We start from the raw sequence: 20,209 nt of genomic DNA on the forward strand, positions 1-20,209 counted from the left end.
GCGCGGGCCCCGGCCGCTCACGGCGGGCCCGAGCCGTTGAGCCAGCTCGCCCCGTACACCGCGGAGCCCGCCGCGAGCACGGCCACCACCGCCACCGCCCGCGCCGCGCGCACCCGCGACAGCGCGAGCGCCGCCGGAAGCAGCAGCGGGAAGGCCGAGAGCAGCAGACGGGGCTTGGAACCGAAGTAGCCGGAGGAGCACAGCGCCAGGGCCATCACGATGCCGGTGAACACGAGCAGCGGCAGCGGCTGGCGCCCGCGCACACACAGCACGTACGCCCAGAGCGCGAGCGCGGTGCCCGCGACGAGCCCGAGCCCGGCCGGCGCCACGGACCAGCCGCCGAGGTGGGCCACGATGAACTTCCCGTAGGCCAGGCCCCCGTCGAAGCCGTTGCCCCATTCGGCCTGTACGTCGAGATAGGCCAGCGGACTGCCGCGCCGCGCCCCGACCCACAGCACGTAGCCCGCCGCGCCGAGCGGCGCGAGCACCGCCCCCGTCAGCATCCGTGCGTCCGCGCGCCGGGTGCGCCGCGCCTCCACGGCCGCCGCCGCCCACAGCGCGGCGGCCACCGCGAGGCCCACCGGGCGGGTGAGCCCGGCGAGGGAGGCCAGCAGCCCGGCCTCGATCCAGCGGCGCCGCAGGACCGCGTACAGCGCCCAGGCGCTGAGCGCCGCGAAGAGGGCCTCGCTGTAGGCCATGGACTGCACGATCCCGACCGGGACCGCGGCCCACAGCACCACGAGGAGGAGCCCCGCCCGGTGGCCGTACAGGTGATGGCCCAGCAGGTACATGCCCCAGGCGGCGAAGAGCCCGGCGAGGGCGCTCACGACGAGGCCGGCGTCACCGGGCCCGAGCGGGGTCACCGCCGATAGGGCCCGTTCCAGCCAGGGCAGCAGCGGGAAGAACGCGAGGTCGGACAGGACCCGGCCGTCGGGGGCGGTCAGCGTGAAGTCGTATCCGGACTCGACGACCCGGGCGTACCAGAGCGAGTCCCAGCGGGCGGAGAGCAGCGCATGGGCGTCGGTGCCCGCGGCGCGCGACCACAGGGCGAGCACGAGCAGACCGAGCGCGCGAATCGCCGCGAACGCACCGACGGCCGTCCAGACACCCCGCAGCGGGGATCTCGTCGGGCCGGGGAGCGGCGCCGGCGGGGAGGTACGGGTCACCGGTCCGTCGTGGCCGGTCCGGCCGTCCCTCACGCGCATTCCCCACTCGCCTTCCTGACCGGCCGGGCCGGGTGCACCAGTTCGATCCGCCACGACTGTACGCAACGGGGCGACCCCGCCGTGCGGCCAGGACCGGGGACCGCGGCACGGCCCGGCATCGCTCGTCCGCGGGCCTCCTGCACGGCTTCCTCCTACCGGCCGCGCGTTCTTCGTTAATGTCCTCCTGGGACAAGCGGAAGCGGACGGCCGGTGCCCGGCCCGGCCGGCGCACCGCGGCAGACATCAACTGTGCTGGATCGGAACGGAGTTGGGGACATGGCGACGGTTCCTCCTGACGACGGCGGGAGCGTAGCCCGGGAAGGGTATTACCCGGATCCCTCCATTCCGGGTTATGTCCGGTACTGGAACGGGGTCTCCTGGGTGCCCGGCACGAGCCGGCCCGCTCCCGCCGCGGGTGAGGCGCCGCCCAGCCCGCCGCCGGGTGCCGCTCCCGCCCCGGGCCCCTCACTCGCCGCCGCGCCGCCGCTCCCGGCCGCCACCGCGGAGGAGACGGGCCCGGTCTTCCTCGACGAGCCCGGCGCCGCCGATCCGCCGGCGCAGGGTGCCTCCGCGCAGCAGCAGCCCGCCTGGCACGCGGACGCGGCCCACCAGTCCGGCTTCGGCTCCGACCAGGACCGCCGGGTCTCCTGGGGCCGGCCGGTCGATCCGCGCGGGCTGCCCGGGGCGCCCGATCCGCGCAGCCTGCCCGACCCCCGCCGCGCGGAGCCCGCGGGCCCGCAGCCCCCGGACGTCCGGCCGGCGACCCCGCAGCCCGCCGTCGAGCCCGCCCCCGCGCGGGCCCAACTGCCGTCCCCCGCCGACCCGTTCCGGGCGGGGGCCACCGGGCGCGCGGACGACCTCCACTCCGCCGCCCGCACCCCGGCCCCGCCCGTGCAGCCCCAGCCCGTACAGCCCCAGCCGGGTCACCCGCAGCAGGCTCACGCGCAGCAGGCTCACGCGCAGCCGGCTCAGCCGCAGCAGGCCGTACAGCCGCAGCCGGTTCAGCCGCACCAGCCCGTACAACCGCAGCCCGGCCAGCAGGTCCCCGGCCAGCAGGTCCCCGGGCAGGCCAGGGGGGAGGCGCCCGGGGCTCCGATGAGTTCGGGGGCCGGGGGAGGGGCCGCGTCCTGGGCGCAGCAGGTGCACCGGCTCGCGCAGCCCGATCCGCAGAGTCAGGAACCGGTGGTGCCGTGGAAGCCCCCGGTGCTCGACCCGTTCCTCCAGGCGGTGCAGGCGCAGGCCGAGGCCAGGCCCGCCGGGCTCGGCAGGCGGCTGATCGCGCGGCTCGTCGACACGGTGCTGCTCGGCGCGCTCGTCGGAGGCATCGCCGTACCGCTCCTGGCCCGGGCCACCGACCACGTCCAGGAGAAGATCGACGCGGCGAAGCTGTCGGGCAGGACGGTGACCGTCTACCTCCTCGACGGCACCACCGCCGGCTTCCTCGGCATCGTGCTCGGCGCCTTCCTGGTGCTCGGCCTGCTCTACGAGGCCCTGCCGACCGCCAAGTGGGGCCGCACGCTGGGCAAGCGGCTGTGCGGGGTGCAGGTGCGCGGCATCGAGTCGTACGAGCCGCCCACGTTCGGCCAGGCGGCGCGCCGCTGGCTCGTCTACGGGGTGCTCGGGCTGCTCGTGGTGGGCGTGGTCAACGTGCTGTGGTGCCTGTTCGACCGGCCGTGGCGCCAGTGCTGGCACGACAAGGCGGCCCACACCTTCGTCGCCGGGGACTGACGCCGGCGCGGTCGGGCGCGGCGTCCCCCGAACGGCGCGCCCCGGCTCGCGGGGGCGCCGCGCGCGCGGTGCACTACCGGCATGAGCACCGATCAGCCGCCGCCCGGTCAGCCGCCCGAGGACGACCCGTTCCTCAAGAAGCCGTCAGAGCCTCCGCCGAGCGGTTCGCCCTACGGTGGCGCCCAGCCGCCCGCGGGGCCGCCGCCCGGTGACTCCCCTTATGGCGCGGGCCCGTACGGCACCCCGCCCCCGCCTCCGGGCCAGGGCCAGGGCCCGTACGGCGGGCCGCCTCCCCCCGGTGGCGGCTCGCCGTACGGCAGCGCGCCGCCGCCCCCGTCGGACCCCTACGGGGGCCAGTACGGCGGCGTCGACCCGCTGGCCGGGATGCCGCCGCTCGCCGAGTACGGCCGGCGGTTCCTGGCCCGCTTCATCGACTTCCTCATCATCGCGGTGCCGCTCGGCCTGATCGAGTGGGCGACCAGCAACCGGGTCGTCATCTCCACCTCGGACAACGGTGATTCCGGGAGCGAGGTGATCAGCAAGGCGTACTCCGGCAGCGGGCTGCTGTGGCTGCTGATCACGCTGGTCGTCTACATCGGCTACGACACCGTGATGGTGTCCAAGTCGGGCCAGACGCTGGGCAAGAAGTGGCTGGGGCTGCGCGTCGCGATGCTCAACGACGGCAGTGTGCCCACCACCAACGCGGCGCTCGCCCGGGCCGCCGTGCTGTGGGCGCCGTTCGTGCTGTGCTGCTACTGCCTGTGGGACATCGTCCTGGCCATCACGATCGTGGCGGACAAGCCCTACCGGCAGGGCTGGCACGACAAGGCCGGCAAGACGGTGGTGGTCTCAACCACGCAGTGAGTGCTCGCGCGTGGCCGCCCGCCGTACGCGCGGAGCGGGCACCCGCGCCGCGCCGGAGGTCTCGCCGACGGCCGCACGGTCCACCGGTACCGCACCAGCGGCCGGGGCCGTGCGGCCGTCGGCGTTGGCGTCGGCGCGTGCCCGGCGGGCCTGCGGCATGGGGACCGTGACGGCCACGAGCAGGCCGAGCAGGAGGGCGGCGAGGACGATGACCGCCACCCCGACACCGGACTCGGTGCGGGAGAGCAGCAGCATGGCGACGGTCGAGAAGACGACGGTGGCCGAACCGTAGGAGAGCTGTGCGGCAGTGGGATGCGGCATGGCGGTATCCGTCCTCAGGGTTCGGATAGGGGGAGCCTCTCGACCGTTCTCGACCGGTGGGCCTGACCACCGGGTCGCACTGCCAAGCGACTCTACGACGGTCCATGCCCGAGGGGAACTGTTGGTAAGCGTGACCTAACCCACGGTGCCGATGCACGGGGGGCGCACGGAGTCATTCCACAAAACTCTGCTGTCCACATGCCGAGATGTGCGCACCTGTTGTCCCGGTCTGTTAGCACATTCGTCACGTTCGGATAGCGGAACTCGTCTTCTGCATAATGTACTTGGCACGAGCAAGTCAAGATCTGTCTTTTCTTTGGCAACTCCGGTCCAATGTCGTCACTTGAGACGCGTGTCGAGCACCGGAACCAGCCCCTCACCCCCCGGTTCGTGCCGGCCGCGGGGGAGGAAATCGTCAAGTGACCAGCAGCAGGAGGGCGGCCAGAGCCGCCGCCGTGCTCGTGGCTCTCGCCACGGCCGGCGCCACGGGCTCGGCATACGCCACCGCCCAGGCCGATTCGAAGGCCCCGGCGCCCATTCAGCGCCAGGACCCGTCGAGGGCCAGCGGCCAGGAGCACAACCTCAAGGGCCCGTTCAGCGACCAGCAGGCCCAGCAGCGCCAGGCGGCGCTGGAGCAGGTGATCTCCGGCAAGAAGAAGGTCGAGAAGCGCGGTGCTTCCGACGTCGTCAAGCTCGACGACAACAAGTACGTCGAGCTCGGCCGCGAGAAGACCGACAAGATCTTCACGATCCTGGTGGAGTTCGGCGACCAGGTCGACAACACCACCATGTACGACCCGGACGGCCCGGACGGCCCCAAGCCGCCGCAGCCGAAGTACGGGGGCACCCCCGGCCCGGCCCACAACCAGATAGCCAAGCCGGACCGGGCGAAGGACAACTCGACCGCCTGGCAGGCCGATTACAACCAGAAGCACTTCCAGGACCTGTACTTCGGTACCGGCCAGGGCGTGAACTCGCTGAAGACGTACTACGAGAAGACGTCCTCGGGCCGCTACTCGGTCGACGGCCAGGTCACCGACTGGGTCAAGATCCCGTACAACGAGGCCCGTTACGGCTCCAACTACTGCGGCCAGACCAACTGCGCCAACGTGTGGGACACCGTCCGCGACGGTGTCAACGCCTGGGTCGCCGACCAGAAGGCCAAAAACCAGACGGACGCGCAGATCAAGGCCGTCCTCGGTCAGTACGACCAGTGGGACCGCAACGACTACAACAACAACGGCAACTTCAACGAGCCCGACGGCTACATCGATCACTTCCAGATCGTGCACGCCGGCGAGGACGAGTCGGCGGGCGGCGGCGCCCAGGCGACCAACGCCCTGTGGGCGCACCGCTGGTACGCCTACGGCACCGACGCGGGCAAGACCGGCCCGGCCAACAACAAGGCCGGCGGCACCCAGATCGGCGACACCGGGATGTGGGTCGGCGACTACACGATGCAGCCGGAGAACGGCGGCCTCGGTGTCTTCGCGCACGAGTACGGCCACGACCTGGGTCTGCCGGACCTCTACGACACCACCAACACCGCCGAGAACTCGGTCGGTTTCTGGTCCCTGATGTCGGCCGGCTCCTGGCTCGGCACCGGCAAGGACTCCATCGGCGACATGCCCGGCGACATGACCGCCTGGGACAAGCTGCAGCTCGGCTGGCTCAACGCCGAGACGGTGAAGGCCGGTACGGACAAGACGGTCAAGCTGGGCGTCTCGGAGTACAACACCAAGGACAAGCAGGCGCTCGTCGTCGAGCTGCCGAAGAAGGAAGTCACCACCACCGTCGTGAAGCCCGCCGAGGGCACGAAGCAGTGGTGGAGCGGCATGGGTGACAACCTCAACAACACCCTGACCCGCTCGGTCGACCTGACCGGCAAGTCCAAGGCGTCCCTCGACCTTTCGGGCTGGTGGGACATCGAGAAGGACTACGACTACCTCTACACCGAGGTCTCCACCGACAACGGCGCCAGCTGGAACGCCATCGACGGCACCGCCAACGGCAAGGCCATCACGCGCGACTCCAGCGACAAGCCGGCCCTGACGGACGCCTCGGGCGCGTACCAGAAGCTGTCGTACCCGCTCGACGCGTACGCCGGTCAGAAGATCCAGCTCCGCTTCCGCTACCAGACGGACGGCGGCGCGGGCGGCAAGGGCTTCACGGCCGACGCGATCACCGTCACCGCCGACGGCACCGCCGTGGTCACCGACGGCGCCGAGGGCGACGACAACGGCTGGACGGCGAAGAACTTCACCCGCATCGGCGAGTCCTTCACCAACGACTACCCGCAGTACTACATCGCGGAGAACCGCCAGTACGTCTCGTTCGACTCGACCCTCAAGGTCGGCCCGTACAACTTCGGCTTCTCCAAGACCCGTCCGAGCTGGGTCGAGCACTACCCGTACCAGAAGGGTCTGCTCATCTGGCTCTGGGACACCTCCCAGAAGGACAACAACGTCTCGGCCCACCCCGGCCAGGGCCTGATCCTGCCGATCGACGCCCACGCCAAGCCGCTCAAGTGGTCCAACGGGACGCTGCTCCGCAACAAGGTCCAGCCGTTCGACGCGCCGTTCAGCTGGTACCCCACGGACAGCTTCACGCTGCACAACGCGGACGTGGCCACGAAGATCAACTCCCAGATGGGCGTGCCGATCTTCGACGACCACCACGGCACCTACTGGTACGCCGAGAACCCGACCGGGAGCGTCAAGGTTCCTGACACCAAGACCCGGATCTCGATCGTCAACCAGCCGCTCGACGGCTCGACGGTCACCGTGAAGGTCGGTTCGTCGATCAAGTAATTGTCAAAACCGCAGGTCAAACCATGATCGGCCGTCGCCCTCTAGCGGGCGGCGGCCGATCGTGTTTAGGTGCGTCCTACGAGTCCTTATTGACAGCGGGTCCAACGCGTCGTCTTCCAGGGGGAGTGGTCCGGCATGCCCGGCGGAGGTTTCTGCAAGCTGCCAGGCGGCAGCGTGGTCGTCGCGCTCACGCTGCCGAACCCGGCCGCGCCGGGCAGCGACGTGCGCGTCCTGGTGCACGCCGTGAACCGCGCCCGGGCCCTGACCCGGCTGCGCAACCTGGGTCTGCGCGCGGTCTATCTGCGCGGCCAGACCGAGCCGCCGACCCTGGACGAGATCACGGCCGTGCTGCACCACCCCGACGGCCTGCTGTGGCGCACGGCCCCGGAGACCACCGAAGAGCTCTGGCACCCGATAAGGGCGCTCCTGAGGTAGCCGCCCCGCCTCCGGGGCCCGCGGGCCCCGCCCCGGCCGCGGTCGGCTACGCCACGGGCTTGCCGGACAGCTCGACGCCGGCCGCCCGCATCTCCTCCAGGGCCAGCGCGGTGGTGCGCTCGGCCACCCCGGCCGTCAGGTCGAGCAGGACGTGCGTGGCGAACCCGGCGCGCACCGCGTCCAGGGCGGTGGCCCGTACGCAGTGGTCGGTGGCGATGCCCACCACGTCGACCTCGGCGACCTGCCGGGCGCGCAGCCAGTCCGCGAGCGAGAGCCCGTTCTCGTCGAGCCCCTCGAAGCCGCTGTAGGCGGCGGCGTGGGCACCCTTGTCGAAGACCGCGTCGATGGCGCCGCTGGCGACCGCGGGTGCGAAGTTGGGGTGGAAGCCCACGCCCTCGGTGCCGGCCACGCAGTGCGGCGGCCAGGAGTGCTCGAAGTCCGGGGTGTCGGAGAAGTGGGGGCCCGGGTCGATGTGGTGGTCCCGGGTGGCCACGACGTGACGGTAGGCGGACCCGGCCGCCTGGCCCACCAGGTCGGTGATGGCGGCGGCGACGTCCGAGCCGCCCGCGACCGCGAGGGAGCCGCCCTCACAGAAGTCGTTCTGGACGTCCACGACGATCAAGGCGCGGTGCATGGCGTCTTTCCTTCGGTCTGCGGGCCCCGGGGCAGGGCCGTTCTTCGAGCGTAGAGACTTCGCGAGGCGCACGGCAGGGGGCAAACGGGGGCGGAATCGCGCCGTGCGGCCTCGCGCACGCGGCTCAGACGTACTCGGTCGGGATGACCGGCTCGCCGCGCGAGAGCTGGCCCGCGGACATCGGCAGCGCGGCCAGCGCCTCCTGGTGCCGCTCGCGGGCGGAATCCAGCGGCTCGCGGGCCACCACGGTGCCGCCCTTCACCAGCTCGACCAGGAGCTGGGCGTCGGCGAGCGAGGCCGGCACGGCGCCGGTCCCGATGACCTCCGCCTCGGCGATCCCGTACGCGTCCGAGCGGCGGGCGGCCCACTTGCGGCCGCCGACCGAGGACTTCGCGCCGAGCGACTTCTTGGCGACCGGGACCAGCGGCGCCCGCACGTCGGCGGACTGGGCCCGGGCCACCAGCTTGTAGACCATCGAGCACGTGGGGTGCCCGGAGCCGGTGACCAGCTGGGTGCCGACCCCGTACGCGTCCACGGGGGCCGCCGCGAGCGAGGCGATGGCGTACTCGTCGAGGTCGGAGGTGACCACGATCCGGGTGCCGGTGGCGCCCAGCTCGTCGAGCTGCTGGCGCACCCGGTGGGCGACCAGGAGCAGGTCGCCGGAGTCGATGCGGACGGCGCCGAGCTCGGGCCCGGCGATCTCGACGGCGGTGCGTACGGCCTCGGCCACGTCGTAGGTGTCCACCAGCAGGGTCGTGCCGCGGCCGAGCGAGTCGACCTGGGCGCGGAAGGCGTCGCGCTCGCTGTCGTGCAGCAGGGTGAAGGCGTGGGCGCTGGTGCCGACGGTGGGGATGCCGTAGCGGAAGCCGGCCGCCAGGTCGGAGGTGGAGCTGAAGCCGCCGACGTAGGCGGCGCGCGAGGAGGCGACCGCGGACAGTTCGTGGGTGCGCCGGGCGCCCATCTCGATCAGCGGGCGCCCGCCGGCCGCGGAGGACATCCGGGAGGCGGCGGCGGCGATTGCGGAGTCGTGGTTGAGGATCGAGAGGATCACCGTCTCCAGGAGGACGCACTCCGCGAAGGAGCCCTCGACGCGCAGGATCGGGGAGCCGGGGAAGTAGACCTCGCCCTCGGGGTAGCCCCAGATGTCCCCGCTGAAGCGGTAGGAGGAGAGCCAGCGCAGGGTCGGCTCGTCCACGATGTCGTGGTCGCGCAGGAAGCCGAGGACACCCGCGTCGAAGCGGAAGTTCTCGACCGCGTCCAGGACGCGTCCGGTGCCGCCCACCACGCCGTAGCGGCGGCCCTCGGGCAGGCGGCGGGTGAAGACCTCGAAGACCGAGCGCCGCTCGGCCGTGCCGGCCTTCAGGGCGGCCTGCAGCATCGTGAACTCGTACTGGTCGGTGAAGAGCGCGGTCGACGGCACGTCCACCGGGAGCCCAAGGTCCGCAGCATTCACAGCGAGCCACCTTCGCGCGTTCGTCCGGGCCGGGCGCACGCCGGCCGTGGATCCGGGAACCGGCCCCAGGACCGGGGCCTGGAGGGATGCTACCCCGAATACTCGTCACTCTGACGATTTCTAGGGTCCGTTTGTGCGATGCCCCGCCCCGGGTGGCAGCATGGAGGCCGTGGCGGTGATGCCCGGGGGAGTTGCCCCGGGCCCCCGGCAGGCAGGTGTCCGCCGGGGCCGACCCCCGGATCCCCGGCAGAAGAGACGAAGGTCGCCCAGAGTCGTGAGCGTTGCCCCCGTAGAGATCGAACGCCCCGAGTCGGCGGAGTCGAGCCTGCCCGTCGCCGAGCCCGACGTGCCCTGGGTGACGCTCGTCCACAACGACCCCGTCAACCTGATGAGCTATGTGCAGTACGTCTTCCAGACCTACTTCGGCTACTCGAAGGACAAGGCCCACAAGCTGATGCTCGACGTGCACCACAAGGGACGGGCCGTGGTCTCCAGCGGCAGCCGCGAGGAGATGGAACGCGACGTGCAGGCGATGCACGGCTACGGCCTGTGGGCCACCCTCACCCAGGACCGCGGCTGATGGCCGGGCACTTCGAGGCGCTGCCCGGCGGCGGCGCGGCCGTCGCGCTCGACGAGATCGAGATCGCCATCCTGCGTTCGCTCGCCGTCCAGCTGCTCGAACTCATCGGCCCGGGCGACGAGCCGGCCGAGGACGAGGACCCGCTGGCCGCGCTGTTCGCCGAGGGCCCGAGCGAGCCGCCCGCCGACCCGGCGCTCGCGCGCCTCTTCCCCGAGGCGTACGCGAGCGAGGAGAGCGAGGAACTGCGCGCGAAATCGGCCGAGTTCAGGCGTTTCACCGAGAACGACCTGCGGACCCGCAAGCGCACCGACGCCCTCGCGGTCGTCCACGGCCTCGACGCGCTGACCCCCAGGGGTGACGGCGGGGCCGTCCTGAAGCTGACCGCCGAGGACTCCCCGCACTGGCTGGGCGCGCTCAACGACCTGCGCCTGACCATCGCGACCCGGCTCGACATCACCGACGAGGACGAGGGCGGCGAGCTCTACCGGCTGCCGGACGAGGACCCGCGCAAGCCGATGGTGATGGCGTATCTGTGGCTCGGTGTGCTGCAGGAAACACTGATCGACACCCTGATGGCCTGACGGATCGGCCGCTGCGGGGCTGTTCGCTCAGCGGACGCTCAAATCCGTATAACGATCCCGTCACCACATCGACCTGCATTGTCATATTGACGGACGTTTGTCCGCTTCTTCCTGTGCTGTGTGTCACACCACCCGCTGGGGATCACCCATAAGGCCGTGATAAATCTTCACGACCACCCGGGGACGCCACCCATGTTCCCGGGGGCGCTTCGACCGGCAGACCGCCGGTGGCACTCCATCCACATCCGGGGGGATCAGGACCTGATCCGTCGCTTCGTGACGAGGCGGACGGGTCAGCATGGAGAAAGGCGCACCACCATGACCTCAGCGCAGGTCGACCAGCACGGAGACCGTCCTGCCGGCAATGAGGCCGCGGGGACCGCCCACGCGAGCGAAGGCTCGGGCGAGGGATACCAGCGGGGCCTCGGGGCCCGGCAGATCCAGATGATCGCGATCGGCGGTGCCATCGGCACCGGCCTGTTCCTCGGCGCGGGCAAGGGTATTTCCAAAGCCGGCCCCAGCCTCATCCTGGCGTATGCCATCGCGGGCGTCGTCATCTTCTTCATCATGCGCGCCCTCGGCGAGCTGCTCATGTACCGCCCGGTGTCGGGCTCCTTCTCGGAGTACGCCCGTGAGTTCGTCGGGCCGTTCTGGGGCTATGTGACCGGCTGGACGTACTGGCTCTTCTGGGTCGTCACCGGCATCACCGAAGTCACCGCGGCCGCCCAGTACATGTCCTATTGGACACATGGCAGCATCCCGCAATGGGTCTACGCCCTGATCTTCACGCTGATCCTCTACGCCGTGAACCTCATCTCCGTGAAGCTCTTCGGTGAGCTGGAGTTCTGGTTCTCCATGGTCAAGGTGACCGCCATCGTCGGCATGATCCTGATCTGCGCCGGCATCCTGACCGTCGGCTTCTCGGACGCGGCGGACACCGCCACCGTCGCCAACCTGTGGAACGACCACGGCTTCTTCCCCAAGGGCATCGGCGGCACGCTGATGACCCTGCAGATCGTGATGTTCGCCTTCCTCGCCGTCGAGCTGGTCGGTGTGACCGCGGGCGAGTCCAAGGACCCCGAGAAGACGCTGCCGAAGGCCATCAACACCGTCCCGTGGCGCATCGCCGTCTTCTACATCGGCGCCCTGGTCATGATCCTTTCGGTCGTCCCGTGGCACGAGTTCACCCCGGACGTGAGCCCCTTCGTCGCCGCCTTCCAGAAGATGGGCCTCGGTATCGGCGCCGGCATCGTCAACTTCGTCGTCCTGACCGCCGCGCTGTCCTCCTGCAACTCGGGCATGTACTCCACCGGCCGCATGCTGCGCGACCTCGCGCTCAACGGCCAGGGCCCGAAGGTCCTGACCAAGCTCACCAAGAGCGGCACCCCGCTGGTCGGCACCACGGTCTCCGCGGCGCTCATGCTGGTCGGTGTCTGGATCAACTACGTTGCCCCCGGCAAGGCCTTTACCTATGTGGTCTCCTTCGCCACGATCTCCGGCATGTGGGCCTGGATCATGATCCTGGTCTGCCAGATCCGCTACCGCGCCAAGTCCGACCGGGGCGAGCTCCCGCAGTCCAGCTTCCGCGCCCCGGGCGCCCCCTGGACCAGCTGGTTCGCGCTCATCTTCATCTTCCTGGTCATCGTGATGATGGGCGTCGACAAGGACTCCCGCGTCTCGCTGTACTGCGCGCCGCTGTGGGGCCTGATCCTCGGGGTCTCCTACCTGGTCCTCAAGGCCAAGAACCCCGAGAACAAGGCGTTCGCCAAGCGCAGCTGATGCGCTGACCTGCCGCTTCTCACCATGCGGGCCGTTCCGTATCGTCCTTCGATACGGAACGGCCCGTCTGCTTATCCTTGCCGCATGCTGACCATCACCCAGGCCCTGTACGACCAGCTCGTGGCGCACGCCCGCGCCGACCACCCCGACGAGGCGTGCGGTGTGGTCGCGGGCCCGGCGGGCACCGGCCGCGCCGAGCGCTTCGTCCCGATGCTGAACGCGGCGCGCTCGCCCACGTTCTACGAGTTCGACTCGCAGGACCTGCTGAAGCTCTACCGCGAGATGGACGACCGCGACGAGGAGCCGGTGATCGTCTACCACTCCCACACCGCCACCGAGGCCTACCCCTCGCGCACCGACGTGACGTACGCGAACGAGCCGGGCGCCCACTACGTCCTGGTCTCCACCGCGGACACGGACGGGGCCGGCGAGTTCCAGTTCCGCTCGTACCGCATCGTGGACGGTGTGATCACGGAGGAAGACGTAAGGGTCGTAGAGGCCTACTGAGGGATACCGGGGCCCGGAGATCGCGCATACTGTCCGGAGACGCACACGATCGACCACGCACATGATCAACGGGCGGTAGGACCCAGGAAGCCGGTGCGAATCCGGCACGGTCCCGCCACTGTGACCGGCTCCGCGCGCGCCGCGGAGCCGGGAGCCAGGAACTGACCTGCCGCCTTCTCCCGACGACAGGGGACGTGGAAATCCCCTTGGAGGAGCTCAGCCATGTCCTGGCGCCGCGCGGCCCTGGCCGCCGCCCTGCTGTTCCCGCTCGCCTCGTGCACCACGCGGGCCGAGCCCGAGGCCGCCCGCGCCACCGCGCCCGGCTTTCCGTACACCGTCACCAACTGCGGGGTGACGACCACGTTCACCGAGCCCCCGAAGCGGGCCGTGACGATGAACCAGCACGCCACCGAGGTGATGCTCGCCCTCGGCCTCGCCAAGTCCCTGGCCGGCACGGCCTACCTGGACGACGCGGTCCTGCCGCGGTACGCGGCCGACTACCGCTCCGTCCCGGTCCTGGCCGCCCAGTACCCCTCCTACGAAAAGCTCCTGGCCGCCAACCCGGACTACGTCTACGGCGGTTACGCCTCGGCGTTCGCCGCCGGCGAGGGCCGCGGTCGCGAGGCACTCGCCAAGAGCGGCATCAAGACCCGCCTCAACGTGGAGAACTGCCCCAAGGGCCCGGCCACCACGATGGACGACGTGTACCAGGAGGTCCGCGAGGTCGGCCGCACCTTCGGGGTGCCCGAGCGGGCCGAGGCATGGGTGAAGGAGGCCGAGGCCACCAACGCGAAGGCGACCCCCACGGGCGGGGCGCCCGTCCCCGTCTTCGTCTACGACAGCGGCGACAAGACGGCGTTCACCGTCGGCGGCAAGGGCATCGGCAACGACATCGTGCGGCGGGCCGGCGGTCGCAACGTGTTCGCCGACGACCTCAAGGGCGCCTCCTTCGGTGACGCGAGCTGGGAGAACGTGGTGGCCCGCGCCCCCCGGACCATCCTGATCCTGGACTACGGCGGCACGAGCGTGGAGGCGAAGAAGAAGCGCCTGCGCGACGACCCGGCCCTCGCCTCCGTCCCCGCCGTCAAGAACGACAGCTTCGCGGTGCTGCCCCTGTCCGACATGGTCACGGGCGTCCGCGCACCCGGCGCAGTGACGAAACTGGCGGCGCAGCTGCGGGCGGGGGCCGGGCAGTGAGGTCGGCGGACGGCGCCGCCGAGGAAGGGACCCGGACGTGACCGGGCGGCTGCGCTACGCCGGGCTGCTCGCCGCGCTCGGCCTCGTGCTGCTGGCCGCCGCCACCGCCGGGCTCGCGCTCGGCTCGGTGCGGATTCCGACCGGGCAGGTGCTCGACATCGTCACCGGTGCCGCCGGGCCCTCCCCGTACCGCACGATCGTCCTTGAGGTCAGGGCGCCCCGCGTCGTGCTGGGGGCGGTCACCGGGGCGGGCCTCGCCGTCATCGGCACCGTGCTCCAGGCCCTCGTGCGCAACCCGCTCGCCGACCCCTTCCTGCTCGGCGTCTCCAGCGGCGCCTCCGCCGGGGCCGTCGCCGTGATCGTCCTCGGCGTGGGGGCGGGGGTCGCCACCACCGTGGCCCTGCCCGCCGCCGCCTTCGCGGGGGCCCTGGCCGCGCTCGTCGTCGTGTACGCGCTGGCCCGGCGCGCGGGCTCGCTCACCGGAGGCCGCCTCGTCCTCGCCGGGGTCGCCGTCTCCTACGTCCTGTCCGCCCTCACCAGCCTCATCCTGGTCACCTCCGCGAGCGCCGAACACGTCCAGGAAGTCCTGCACTGGACGCTCGGCGGGCTCGGCGGCGCCCGCTGGGACATGCTCGCCCTGCCCGCCGCGACCCTGGGCCTCGGCACCCTCGCCCTGATCGCCCTGGCCCGCCCGCTCGACCTGCTGCTCGTCGGCGAGGAGGGCGCCACCGTGCTCGGCCTCGACACCGGTCGCTTCCGCGCGGGCGTCTTCGTGCTCGCCTCGCTGCTCACCGGCGTCCTCGTCGCGTACACCGGGGCCATCGGCTTCGTCGGCCTGATGGTGCCGCACGCCGCCCGGATGGCCGTCGGCGCCGCCCACCGCACCCTGCTGCCGGTCGCGGCCCTCGGCGGCGCCGGCTTCCTCGTCCTGGCCGACCTCGCGGCCCGCACCGTGGCGGCCCCGCGCGACATCCCCGTCGGCGTCCTCACCGCCCTCACCGGCGGCCCGTTCTTCCTGTGGATGCTGCGCGGCCGGGACGCCCGCGCGGAAGGCGGCCCGGCATGACGACCCTGCGCGCCCGCGCGGAAGGCAGCCCCGCATGACGACCCTGCGCACCGACGCCCTGACCTACACCACCCCCCAGGGCCGGACCCTGCTCCGCGACATCACCCTGGAGGCCGCCCCCGGCGAGACCGTCGGCCTGGTCGGCCCCAACGGCAGCGGCAAGACCACCCTGCTGCGCTGCGTCTACGCCACCCTGCGCCCCACCGCGGGACGCGTCCTGCTCGACGGCGCCGATCTGCACGCGCTGCCGGCCAGGGCCCGCGCCCGCCGCATCGCCACCGTCCCGCAGGACTCCGGCGCCGCCGGCATCGAGCTCACCGTCCGCGAGATCGTCGCCATGGGCCGCTCCCCGCACCACCGCTTCTGGGAGGCCGACACCGCCGCCGACGACGCCCTGGTGCGCGAGGCGCTGGCCCGCGTCGGCATCGCCGGCCTCGCCGGGCGGCCCTTCCCGTCGCTGTCCGGCGGCGAGCGCCAGCGTGCCCTGGTGGCCCGGGCCCTGGTCCAGGAGCCGGACGTCGTCGTCCTGGACGAGCCGACCAACCACCTCGACATCCGCTACCAGCTCGAAGTCCTGTCCCTGATAAGGGAGTTGGGCACCACCAACCTGCTCGCACTGCACGACCTGAACCTCGCCGCGTACTACTGCGACCGCATCTGCGTCCTGGACGGCGGCCGGATCGTCGCCGCCGGAGCACCCGCCGAGGTCCTGACGGCCGAGCTCCTCGCGGCGGTGTACGGGGTGAACGCCGAGGTGGGCATCCACCCGGCGACCGGCGCTCCCACCGTGGTCTACCTGCCGCCCGACCGCGCCACGACCGCGTCCGGGGCCCGGCCCGAACCCCGTGCGACCACATCCTGAGCAAGATCCGTCCATGATGCGAGATCACATTCCGGGAAGCGGGCCGGGAATCTATACGATGACCCCATGGTTTCGAACGACGTGAGCGACAAGACGCCGAGCAGTGGCCCCGCCCTGCTGCTCGTGGCGCGGCTGCACGTCGACCTGTGCCGTCTCGCCAGCGCGATCTGTACGGCCCGCGCAGCCGCGCTCTGACGCCGCGCGCCCCGCACCGAAGCACCACCGCACGCCCCCGGCGTGCGGCGCGCGGACCCGAGTCCGAGCCGCGCCCCCTGCCTCTTCCTTCCGATCAGGAGCCCACGCCATGGCCATCGAGGTCCGCATCCCGACCATCCTCCGCACCTACACCGACGGCGCCAAGGCCGTCGAGGGCAGCGGTGCCACCCTCGCCGACCTGTTCAACGACCTCGACGCCCGCCACACCGGCATCCGCGAGCGCATCGTCGACGGCGACAACCTGCGCCGCTTCGTGAACGTGTACCTCAACGACGAGGACGTCCGCTTCCTCGACGGCATCAACACCCAGCTGGCCGACGGCGACAACGTCACGATCCTGCCCGCCGTCGCGGGCGGCCGCGTCTGACATGCGCTACGACTCCCCGCTCGCCGCGGTCGGCAACACCCCGCTGGTCCGCCTCCCGCGCCTGTCCCCGTCGGACGACGTACGGATCTGGGCCAAGCTGGAGGACCGCAACCCGACCGGCTCCATCAAGGACCGGCCGGCCCTCCACATGGTCGAACAGGCCGAGAAGGACGGCCGGTTGACGCCGGGCTGCACCATTCTCGAACCCACCAGCGGCAACACCGGCATCTCGCTCGCCATGGCCGCGAAGCTCAAGGGCTACCGCATCGTCTGCGTGATGCCCGAGAACACCTCGCAGGAGCGCCGCGACCTGCTCGCGATGTGGGGCGCCGAGATCGTCTCGTCCCCGGCGGCGGGGGGCTCCAACACGGCGGTGCGGGTCGCCAAGGAGCTGGCCGCGCAGAACCCGTCCTGGGTGATGCTCTACCAGTACGGGAACCCGGACAACGCGGGCGCCCACTACGCCACCACCGGCCCCGAGATCCTCGCCGACCTGCCCTCCATCACGCACTTCGTGGCGGGCCTCGGCACCACCGGAACGCTGATGGGCGTCGGCCGCTACCTGCGCGAGAACGTCCCCGGCATCCAGGTGGTCGCGGCCGAGCCGCGCTACGACGACCTGGTGTACGGGCTGCGCAACCTCGACGAGGGCTTCGTGCCCGAGCTGTACGACGCCTCCGTCCTGACCACCCGCTTCTCGGTCGGCTCGGCCGACGCGGTCACCCGCACCCGTGAACTCCTCCAGCAGGAGGGGATCTTCGCGGGCGTCTCCACGGGCGCGGCGCTGCACGCGGCGATCGGCGTCGGCAGGAAGGCGGTCAAGGCGGGCACCCCCGCCGACATCGTCTTCGTCGTCGCCGACGGCGGCTGGAAGTACCTGTCGACCGGCGTCTACACCGCCCCGACGACCGAGGCGGCCATCGAAACCCTGCACGGCCAGCTCTGGGCTTGACGCCCCCTTGGTGCGGGACCGGGAGCGTCACCCCGCCAGGTGACGCACCTGGTCCCACAGGGCCGGGTCGACCATCCCCACCCGGCGGCGGAACGCCCCGGTCCCCATCTCGCGCAGCTCGTCGGTCTCCAGGAAGCTCGGCCGTCCGTGCGCGTCGGCCACGGTGCCCGGGGGCAGCGGGATCACCCCGGGCCGCTCGTCGTGGTACTTGCTGGTGATCTTCGCGACGGTCACCGCGTCGCCCCGCACCCGCAGCACCAGACACGGCCGGTCCTTGCCGCCCGGAACGTCCTCGAAGGGCACCTGCGCCCACCAGATCTCCCCGGCCTGCGGCAGCCGCGCCCCGGCGCCGCGCTGAGCCCGCCCGGGAGTCCGGCCGGTCTCGGCGGGCCGGGTCGGCGGCCGGGTCCGCCCGCCGGGACGGCGCGGCCCGCGCCGAGAGCGCCCCCGCCCGTCCACGAGGGCGGCGACGAACGCGAGCCCCACCACGGCTCCCAGCGCCAGCCACCACGACGTGTCCATGCCCCGACGGTACCGTCCCGGCCGCCGAGGGGAGCGCTCGGCGTGCTGGGTGCGCCGCCGGGCGGGCCTCAGAGGGCCGCGGAACCAGCCCCCTTGACCCCGCCCACGAAGGCGGCCCACGCACCGGCCGACACCCTCAGCCCCGGCCCCTCAGGAACCTTGCTGTCCCGCACCGGGACGACGCCGGTGGACGTCGCGTATACGGGGGCCCACTGGAGGCAGTTGCCGCCCTGGCCGTCGCTGTAGGACGACGTGATCCATATCGTCCCCGGACCGTGGGTGCTGCTCATGTGTGGTACTCCTCGACCACGAATCCGGGGCTCGGTTTGACCTGCCCCGCTTCGACCTTGCTGACGTACGACTCGCTGTAACCGACGGCCAGCCCGAGAGCCTTCATGGTGATCTTCCTGGCCCTCCGGATCTCTCCCAGATCACTGCCGAAGACTTGAAGCGGATTCATGTCCTGAGGTTCCGACTCTTCGTTCGCGCGCACGACCTCCCACGATGGAATCGGCTCAACTGTGATACCAGTGACGGGACTTGAACCTTCGCGTTCAAGGAGTTCAAGTGCGGCGGGGACGTGGTGTGCTGGGCACATGCACACCGCACCGCACACCGCCCCGGCCACCGGTGGCGACGGACTCCCGGGCGAGCCCTACCCCGGACCCCATCAGCCGCCCACCCCCGACGGCGGCCCCGGAGTCCCCAACCCGCCGAAGGACGCCTGACCCGTGGTCCCCGACGCACACCGGACGCGCCCCGGCCACGCCGAGCTGGGGCGCGTCCTCACGGCCGCGGGCGTGCTCGCCCCGGACTGGGCACCCGCGTTCGCCTCGGTCCCGCGCGCGGCGTTCCTGCTCGACCTGATGTGGCCGTTCGACATGGAGACGGGCCGGAGCGTCCCGGTGTCCCGACGCGCGGACCCGGAGCGCTGGAACCGGTACGCCGATGCCGACGTGCCGATCGTGACCCAGTGGGACGACGGCGTGCACTCCGGCACCGCACCCGGGCACGTCCCGACGAGCTCGGCCTCCATGCCGAGCGTGGTGACGGCCATGCTCCGCGACCTGGACGTGCGGCCGGGATGCCGGGTACTGGAGATCGGCACCGGCACCGGCTGGAACGCCGCGCTGCTCGCTCGGCGGGTGGGGGCCGCTCACGTCGTCACCGTCGAAGTGGACGACGCCGTGGCGGCAGCCGCCCGGTCCGCTCTCGCCCGCTTCGGCCTGCCGGTGCGCGTGGTGCACGGCGACGGTGCGCGGGGCTGTCCGGAGGCCGCACCGTACGACCGGATCATCGCCACCTGCGGGCTCCGGTCCGTCCCCTACCCGTGGGTGGAGCAGTCCCGGCCGGGCGGCATCGTCGTGGCCCCCTGGGGAACGCACTTCGGCAATGGCGACGCGCTGGTCCGACTGGTCGTGTCGGAGCACGGCGACAGCGCGTCGGGCCGCTTCAGGGGGCCCGTCGAATTCATGAAGCTCCGCGCCCAGCGGCAGCCGGACGTACCCCACGGCGCCTACGTCGCGGGCACGGTGGCCGACGGCGAGGAGTCGTCCAGCACGGTCACGGAAGAGCAGTTCCCGATCGGCCGGTTCAGCCCGCGGGACTTCGCGCTCGGCCTGCGCGTACCCGACTGTGTACGCGTGGCGGGTGCACGGGATGCGGGCACCCGCGCCGTCTGGTTCTACGGGCTGTCCGACCGCTCATGGGCGTGCGTCCAGTTCCGGGAGGCACGCACCTCCCGCGTGTGGCAGTCCGGCCCCCGCCGGCTCTGGGACGAGGTGGCGGCGGCGCACCGGTGGTGGGAGGCGCACGGGCGGCCGGGCTTCGACCGCTTCGGCCTGTCGGTCGACCGTGCCGGACAGAGGGTCTGGCTCGACGACCCGCACCACGTACTGAACCGCGCCCCTGGCCCGCCCTCCTGATCGAACCCCCGTCCGGGCCCCACTCCGCCCCGGCCGCACGGCCGCACACCTGCGCCCACGCCGGTACGGGGGAAGAGTGGTCTTGGCGGTGACTTCGCCCACAACGGCCCGCTCCGGAGAAGCGAGGGGCCTTGGGGCGCCTTACGCTCGACCCACCGCAGCCCTTTTCCCGCGGCCTCCCGCCCACCCCCTTCAGCGACAGGCT

The 20,209-nt window shown here is 71.9% G+C and carries 23 protein-coding genes and 1 riboswitch; of the genes, 16 read left to right on the forward strand and 7 right to left on the reverse strand.

Annotation, left to right across the window (positions count from 1 at the left end; genetic code table 11):
- Positions 1-17: 17 nt before the first annotated feature.
- Complete coding sequence (locus ACGF3I_RS27790; RefSeq protein WP_393136610.1) at positions 18-1,205, reverse strand: glycosyltransferase family 39 protein; 1,188 nt, start codon at positions 1,203-1,205, stop codon at positions 18-20.
- Positions 1,206-1,481: 276 nt separating this feature from the next.
- Between ACGF3I_RS27790 and ACGF3I_RS27795 the strand changes: the two genes are divergently transcribed.
- Both ACGF3I_RS27795 and ACGF3I_RS27800 read left to right on the forward strand, forming a co-directional pair.
- Positions 1,482-2,933, forward strand: coding sequence for an RDD family protein (locus tag ACGF3I_RS27795; RefSeq protein ID WP_393136612.1), 1,452 nt, complete (start codon positions 1,482-1,484; stop codon positions 2,931-2,933).
- An 81-nt stretch (positions 2,934-3,014) separates the two neighbouring features.
- On the forward strand, positions 3,015-3,797 hold the full coding sequence (locus ACGF3I_RS27800) for an RDD family protein (protein WP_393136614.1): 783 nt from the start codon (positions 3,015-3,017) through the stop codon (positions 3,795-3,797).
- On the opposite strand, the gene ACGF3I_RS27805 is transcribed toward ACGF3I_RS27800, so the two are convergent.
- Positions 3,783-4,118: a hypothetical protein gene (locus ACGF3I_RS27805; protein ID WP_393136616.1), complete on the reverse strand. Its 336-nt coding sequence runs from the start codon at positions 4,116-4,118 to the stop codon at positions 3,783-3,785. The two genes, ACGF3I_RS27800 and ACGF3I_RS27805, sit on opposite strands and share 15 nt — an antisense overlap.
- 419 nt (positions 4,119-4,537) lie before the next feature.
- On the opposite strand from ACGF3I_RS27805, the gene ACGF3I_RS27810 reads away from it, so the two are divergent.
- Positions 4,538-6,928, forward strand: a complete 2,391-nt coding sequence (locus ACGF3I_RS27810) for an immune inhibitor A domain-containing protein (RefSeq protein WP_393136618.1) — start codon at positions 4,538-4,540, stop codon at positions 6,926-6,928.
- A gap of 135 nt (positions 6,929-7,063) precedes the next feature.
- The gene (locus tag ACGF3I_RS27815; RefSeq protein WP_359005042.1) at positions 7,064-7,363 is read left to right on the forward strand and encodes a hypothetical protein; all 300 of its coding nucleotides are present in this window, start codon (positions 7,064-7,066) and stop codon (positions 7,361-7,363) included.
- 46 nt (positions 7,364-7,409) lie between these two features.
- On the opposite strand, the gene ACGF3I_RS27820 is transcribed toward ACGF3I_RS27815, so the two are convergent.
- Both ACGF3I_RS27820 and ACGF3I_RS27825 read right to left on the reverse strand, forming a co-directional pair.
- On the reverse strand, positions 7,410-7,997 hold the full coding sequence (locus ACGF3I_RS27820; protein WP_393136619.1) for an isochorismatase family protein: 588 nt from the start codon (positions 7,995-7,997) through the stop codon (positions 7,410-7,412).
- A gap of 124 nt (positions 7,998-8,121) precedes the next feature.
- Complete coding sequence (locus tag ACGF3I_RS27825) at positions 8,122-9,450, reverse strand: nicotinate phosphoribosyltransferase (protein ID WP_393136621.1); 1,329 nt, start codon at positions 9,448-9,450, stop codon at positions 8,122-8,124.
- 274 nt (positions 9,451-9,724) lie between these two features.
- Between ACGF3I_RS27825 and clpS the strand changes: the two genes are divergently transcribed.
- The 10 genes from clpS (at position 9,725) to ACGF3I_RS27875 (ending at position 17,557) form a co-directional block, all read left to right on the forward strand.
- Positions 9,725-10,030, forward strand: coding sequence for an ATP-dependent Clp protease adapter ClpS (gene clpS, locus ACGF3I_RS27830; protein WP_393136623.1), 306 nt, complete (start codon positions 9,725-9,727; stop codon positions 10,028-10,030).
- Positions 10,030-10,611 carry a DUF2017 domain-containing protein gene (locus tag ACGF3I_RS27835; RefSeq protein WP_393136625.1) on the forward strand — a complete coding sequence of 194 codons (582 nt, stop codon included), beginning with the start codon at positions 10,030-10,032 and terminating at the stop codon, positions 10,609-10,611. Before clpS ends, ACGF3I_RS27835 begins: the two co-directional genes overlap by 1 nt.
- 318 nt (positions 10,612-10,929) lie before the next feature.
- Positions 10,930-12,390 carry an amino acid permease gene (locus ACGF3I_RS27840; RefSeq protein WP_393136627.1) on the forward strand — a complete coding sequence of 487 codons (1,461 nt, stop codon included), beginning with the start codon at positions 10,930-10,932 and terminating at the stop codon, positions 12,388-12,390.
- 84 nt (positions 12,391-12,474) lie between these two features.
- Positions 12,475-12,897 carry a Mov34/MPN/PAD-1 family protein gene (locus ACGF3I_RS27845; protein ID WP_393136629.1) on the forward strand — a complete coding sequence of 141 codons (423 nt, stop codon included), beginning with the start codon at positions 12,475-12,477 and terminating at the stop codon, positions 12,895-12,897.
- A 56-nt stretch (positions 12,898-12,953) separates the two neighbouring features.
- Positions 12,954-13,086, forward strand: a riboswitch (cobalamin riboswitch).
- A 33-nt stretch (positions 13,087-13,119) separates the two neighbouring features.
- Positions 13,120-14,094: an ABC transporter substrate-binding protein gene (locus ACGF3I_RS27850; RefSeq protein ID WP_393136631.1), complete on the forward strand. Its 975-nt coding sequence runs from the start codon at positions 13,120-13,122 to the stop codon at positions 14,092-14,094.
- A gap of 37 nt (positions 14,095-14,131) precedes the next feature.
- Positions 14,132-15,160: a FecCD family ABC transporter permease gene (locus ACGF3I_RS27855; protein WP_393136633.1), complete on the forward strand. Its 1,029-nt coding sequence runs from the start codon at positions 14,132-14,134 to the stop codon at positions 15,158-15,160.
- 34 nt (positions 15,161-15,194) lie between these two features.
- Positions 15,195-16,022: an ABC transporter ATP-binding protein gene (locus ACGF3I_RS27860; RefSeq protein ID WP_393136635.1), complete on the forward strand. Its 828-nt coding sequence runs from the start codon at positions 15,195-15,197 to the stop codon at positions 16,020-16,022.
- A gap of 66 nt (positions 16,023-16,088) precedes the next feature.
- Entirely contained in the window at positions 16,089-16,217 is a 129-nt protein-coding gene (locus ACGF3I_RS27865; protein WP_261710360.1) for a putative leader peptide, read from the forward strand.
- A 109-nt stretch (positions 16,218-16,326) separates the two neighbouring features.
- The gene (locus ACGF3I_RS27870; protein WP_393136637.1) at positions 16,327-16,605 is read left to right on the forward strand and encodes a MoaD/ThiS family protein; all 279 of its coding nucleotides are present in this window, start codon (positions 16,327-16,329) and stop codon (positions 16,603-16,605) included.
- Position 16,606: 1 nt separating this feature from the next.
- Complete coding sequence (locus ACGF3I_RS27875; protein ID WP_393136639.1) at positions 16,607-17,557, forward strand: PLP-dependent cysteine synthase family protein; 951 nt, start codon at positions 16,607-16,609, stop codon at positions 17,555-17,557.
- Positions 17,558-17,584: 27 nt separating this feature from the next.
- On the opposite strand, the gene ACGF3I_RS27880 is transcribed toward ACGF3I_RS27875, so the two are convergent.
- The 3 genes from ACGF3I_RS27880 to ACGF3I_RS27890 form a co-directional block, all read right to left on the reverse strand.
- A complete protein-coding gene (locus ACGF3I_RS27880; RefSeq protein WP_393136641.1) occupies positions 17,585-18,079 on the reverse strand; it encodes a type II toxin-antitoxin system PemK/MazF family toxin in 495 nt (164 codons plus the stop codon).
- Between the two features lie 68 nt (positions 18,080-18,147).
- Complete coding sequence (locus ACGF3I_RS27885; protein WP_393136643.1) at positions 18,148-18,369, reverse strand: DUF397 domain-containing protein; 222 nt, start codon at positions 18,367-18,369, stop codon at positions 18,148-18,150.
- Positions 18,366-18,539, reverse strand: a complete 174-nt coding sequence (locus ACGF3I_RS27890) for a helix-turn-helix domain-containing protein (protein ID WP_393136645.1) — start codon at positions 18,537-18,539, stop codon at positions 18,366-18,368. Before ACGF3I_RS27890 ends, ACGF3I_RS27885 begins: the two co-directional genes overlap by 4 nt.
- A gap of 136 nt (positions 18,540-18,675) precedes the next feature.
- Here ACGF3I_RS27890 and ACGF3I_RS27895 point away from each other — a divergent pair, with 136 nt between their 5' ends.
- Complete coding sequence (locus tag ACGF3I_RS27895) at positions 18,676-18,807, forward strand: hypothetical protein (protein WP_393136647.1); 132 nt, start codon at positions 18,676-18,678, stop codon at positions 18,805-18,807.
- 3 nt (positions 18,808-18,810) lie between these two features.
- Positions 18,811-20,004 carry a methyltransferase domain-containing protein gene (locus ACGF3I_RS27900; protein ID WP_393136649.1) on the forward strand — a complete coding sequence of 398 codons (1,194 nt, stop codon included), beginning with the start codon at positions 18,811-18,813 and terminating at the stop codon, positions 20,002-20,004.
- The last annotated feature ends 205 nt before the right edge of the window (positions 20,005-20,209 follow it).

The sequence above is a fragment of the Streptomyces sp. NPDC048111 genome (genome assembly GCF_043202815.1).
GTDB lineage: Bacteria > Actinomycetota > Actinomycetes > Streptomycetales > Streptomycetaceae > Streptomyces.

Bases quoted from the DNA above. Each gene is read 5' to 3' on its own strand.
- ACGF3I_RS27790 (WP_393136610.1), bottom strand. From the start codon at position 1,205: ATGCGCGTGAGGGACGGCCGGACCGGCCACGACGGACCGGTGACCCGT.
- ACGF3I_RS27795 (WP_393136612.1), top strand. From the start codon at position 1,482: ATGGCGACGGTTCCTCCTGACGACGGCGGGAGCGTAGCCCGGGAAGGG.
- ACGF3I_RS27800 (WP_393136614.1), top strand. From the start codon at position 3,015: ATGAGCACCGATCAGCCGCCGCCCGGTCAGCCGCCCGAGGACGACCCG.
- ACGF3I_RS27805 (WP_393136616.1), bottom strand. From the start codon at position 4,118: ATGCCGCATCCCACTGCCGCACAGCTCTCCTACGGTTCGGCCACCGTC.
- ACGF3I_RS27815 (WP_359005042.1), top strand. From the start codon at position 7,064: ATGCCCGGCGGAGGTTTCTGCAAGCTGCCAGGCGGCAGCGTGGTCGTC.
- ACGF3I_RS27820 (WP_393136619.1), bottom strand. From the start codon at position 7,997: ATGCACCGCGCCTTGATCGTCGTGGACGTCCAGAACGACTTCTGTGAG.
- ACGF3I_RS27835 (WP_393136625.1), top strand. From the start codon at position 10,030: ATGGCCGGGCACTTCGAGGCGCTGCCCGGCGGCGGCGCGGCCGTCGCG.
- ACGF3I_RS27840 (WP_393136627.1), top strand. From the start codon at position 10,930: ATGACCTCAGCGCAGGTCGACCAGCACGGAGACCGTCCTGCCGGCAAT.
- ACGF3I_RS27845 (WP_393136629.1), top strand. From the start codon at position 12,475: ATGCTGACCATCACCCAGGCCCTGTACGACCAGCTCGTGGCGCACGCC.
- ACGF3I_RS27850 (WP_393136631.1), top strand. From the start codon at position 13,120: ATGTCCTGGCGCCGCGCGGCCCTGGCCGCCGCCCTGCTGTTCCCGCTC.
- ACGF3I_RS27860 (WP_393136635.1), top strand. From the start codon at position 15,195: ATGACGACCCTGCGCACCGACGCCCTGACCTACACCACCCCCCAGGGC.
- ACGF3I_RS27865 (WP_261710360.1), top strand. From the start codon at position 16,089: ATGGTTTCGAACGACGTGAGCGACAAGACGCCGAGCAGTGGCCCCGCC.
- ACGF3I_RS27870 (WP_393136637.1), top strand. From the start codon at position 16,327: ATGGCCATCGAGGTCCGCATCCCGACCATCCTCCGCACCTACACCGAC.
- ACGF3I_RS27875 (WP_393136639.1), top strand. From the start codon at position 16,607: ATGCGCTACGACTCCCCGCTCGCCGCGGTCGGCAACACCCCGCTGGTC.
- ACGF3I_RS27880 (WP_393136641.1), bottom strand. From the start codon at position 18,079: ATGGACACGTCGTGGTGGCTGGCGCTGGGAGCCGTGGTGGGGCTCGCG.
- ACGF3I_RS27885 (WP_393136643.1), bottom strand. From the start codon at position 18,369: ATGAGCAGCACCCACGGTCCGGGGACGATATGGATCACGTCGTCCTAC.
- ACGF3I_RS27890 (WP_393136645.1), bottom strand. From the start codon at position 18,539: ATGAATCCGCTTCAAGTCTTCGGCAGTGATCTGGGAGAGATCCGGAGG.
- ACGF3I_RS27895 (WP_393136647.1), top strand. From the start codon at position 18,676: ATGCACACCGCACCGCACACCGCCCCGGCCACCGGTGGCGACGGACTC.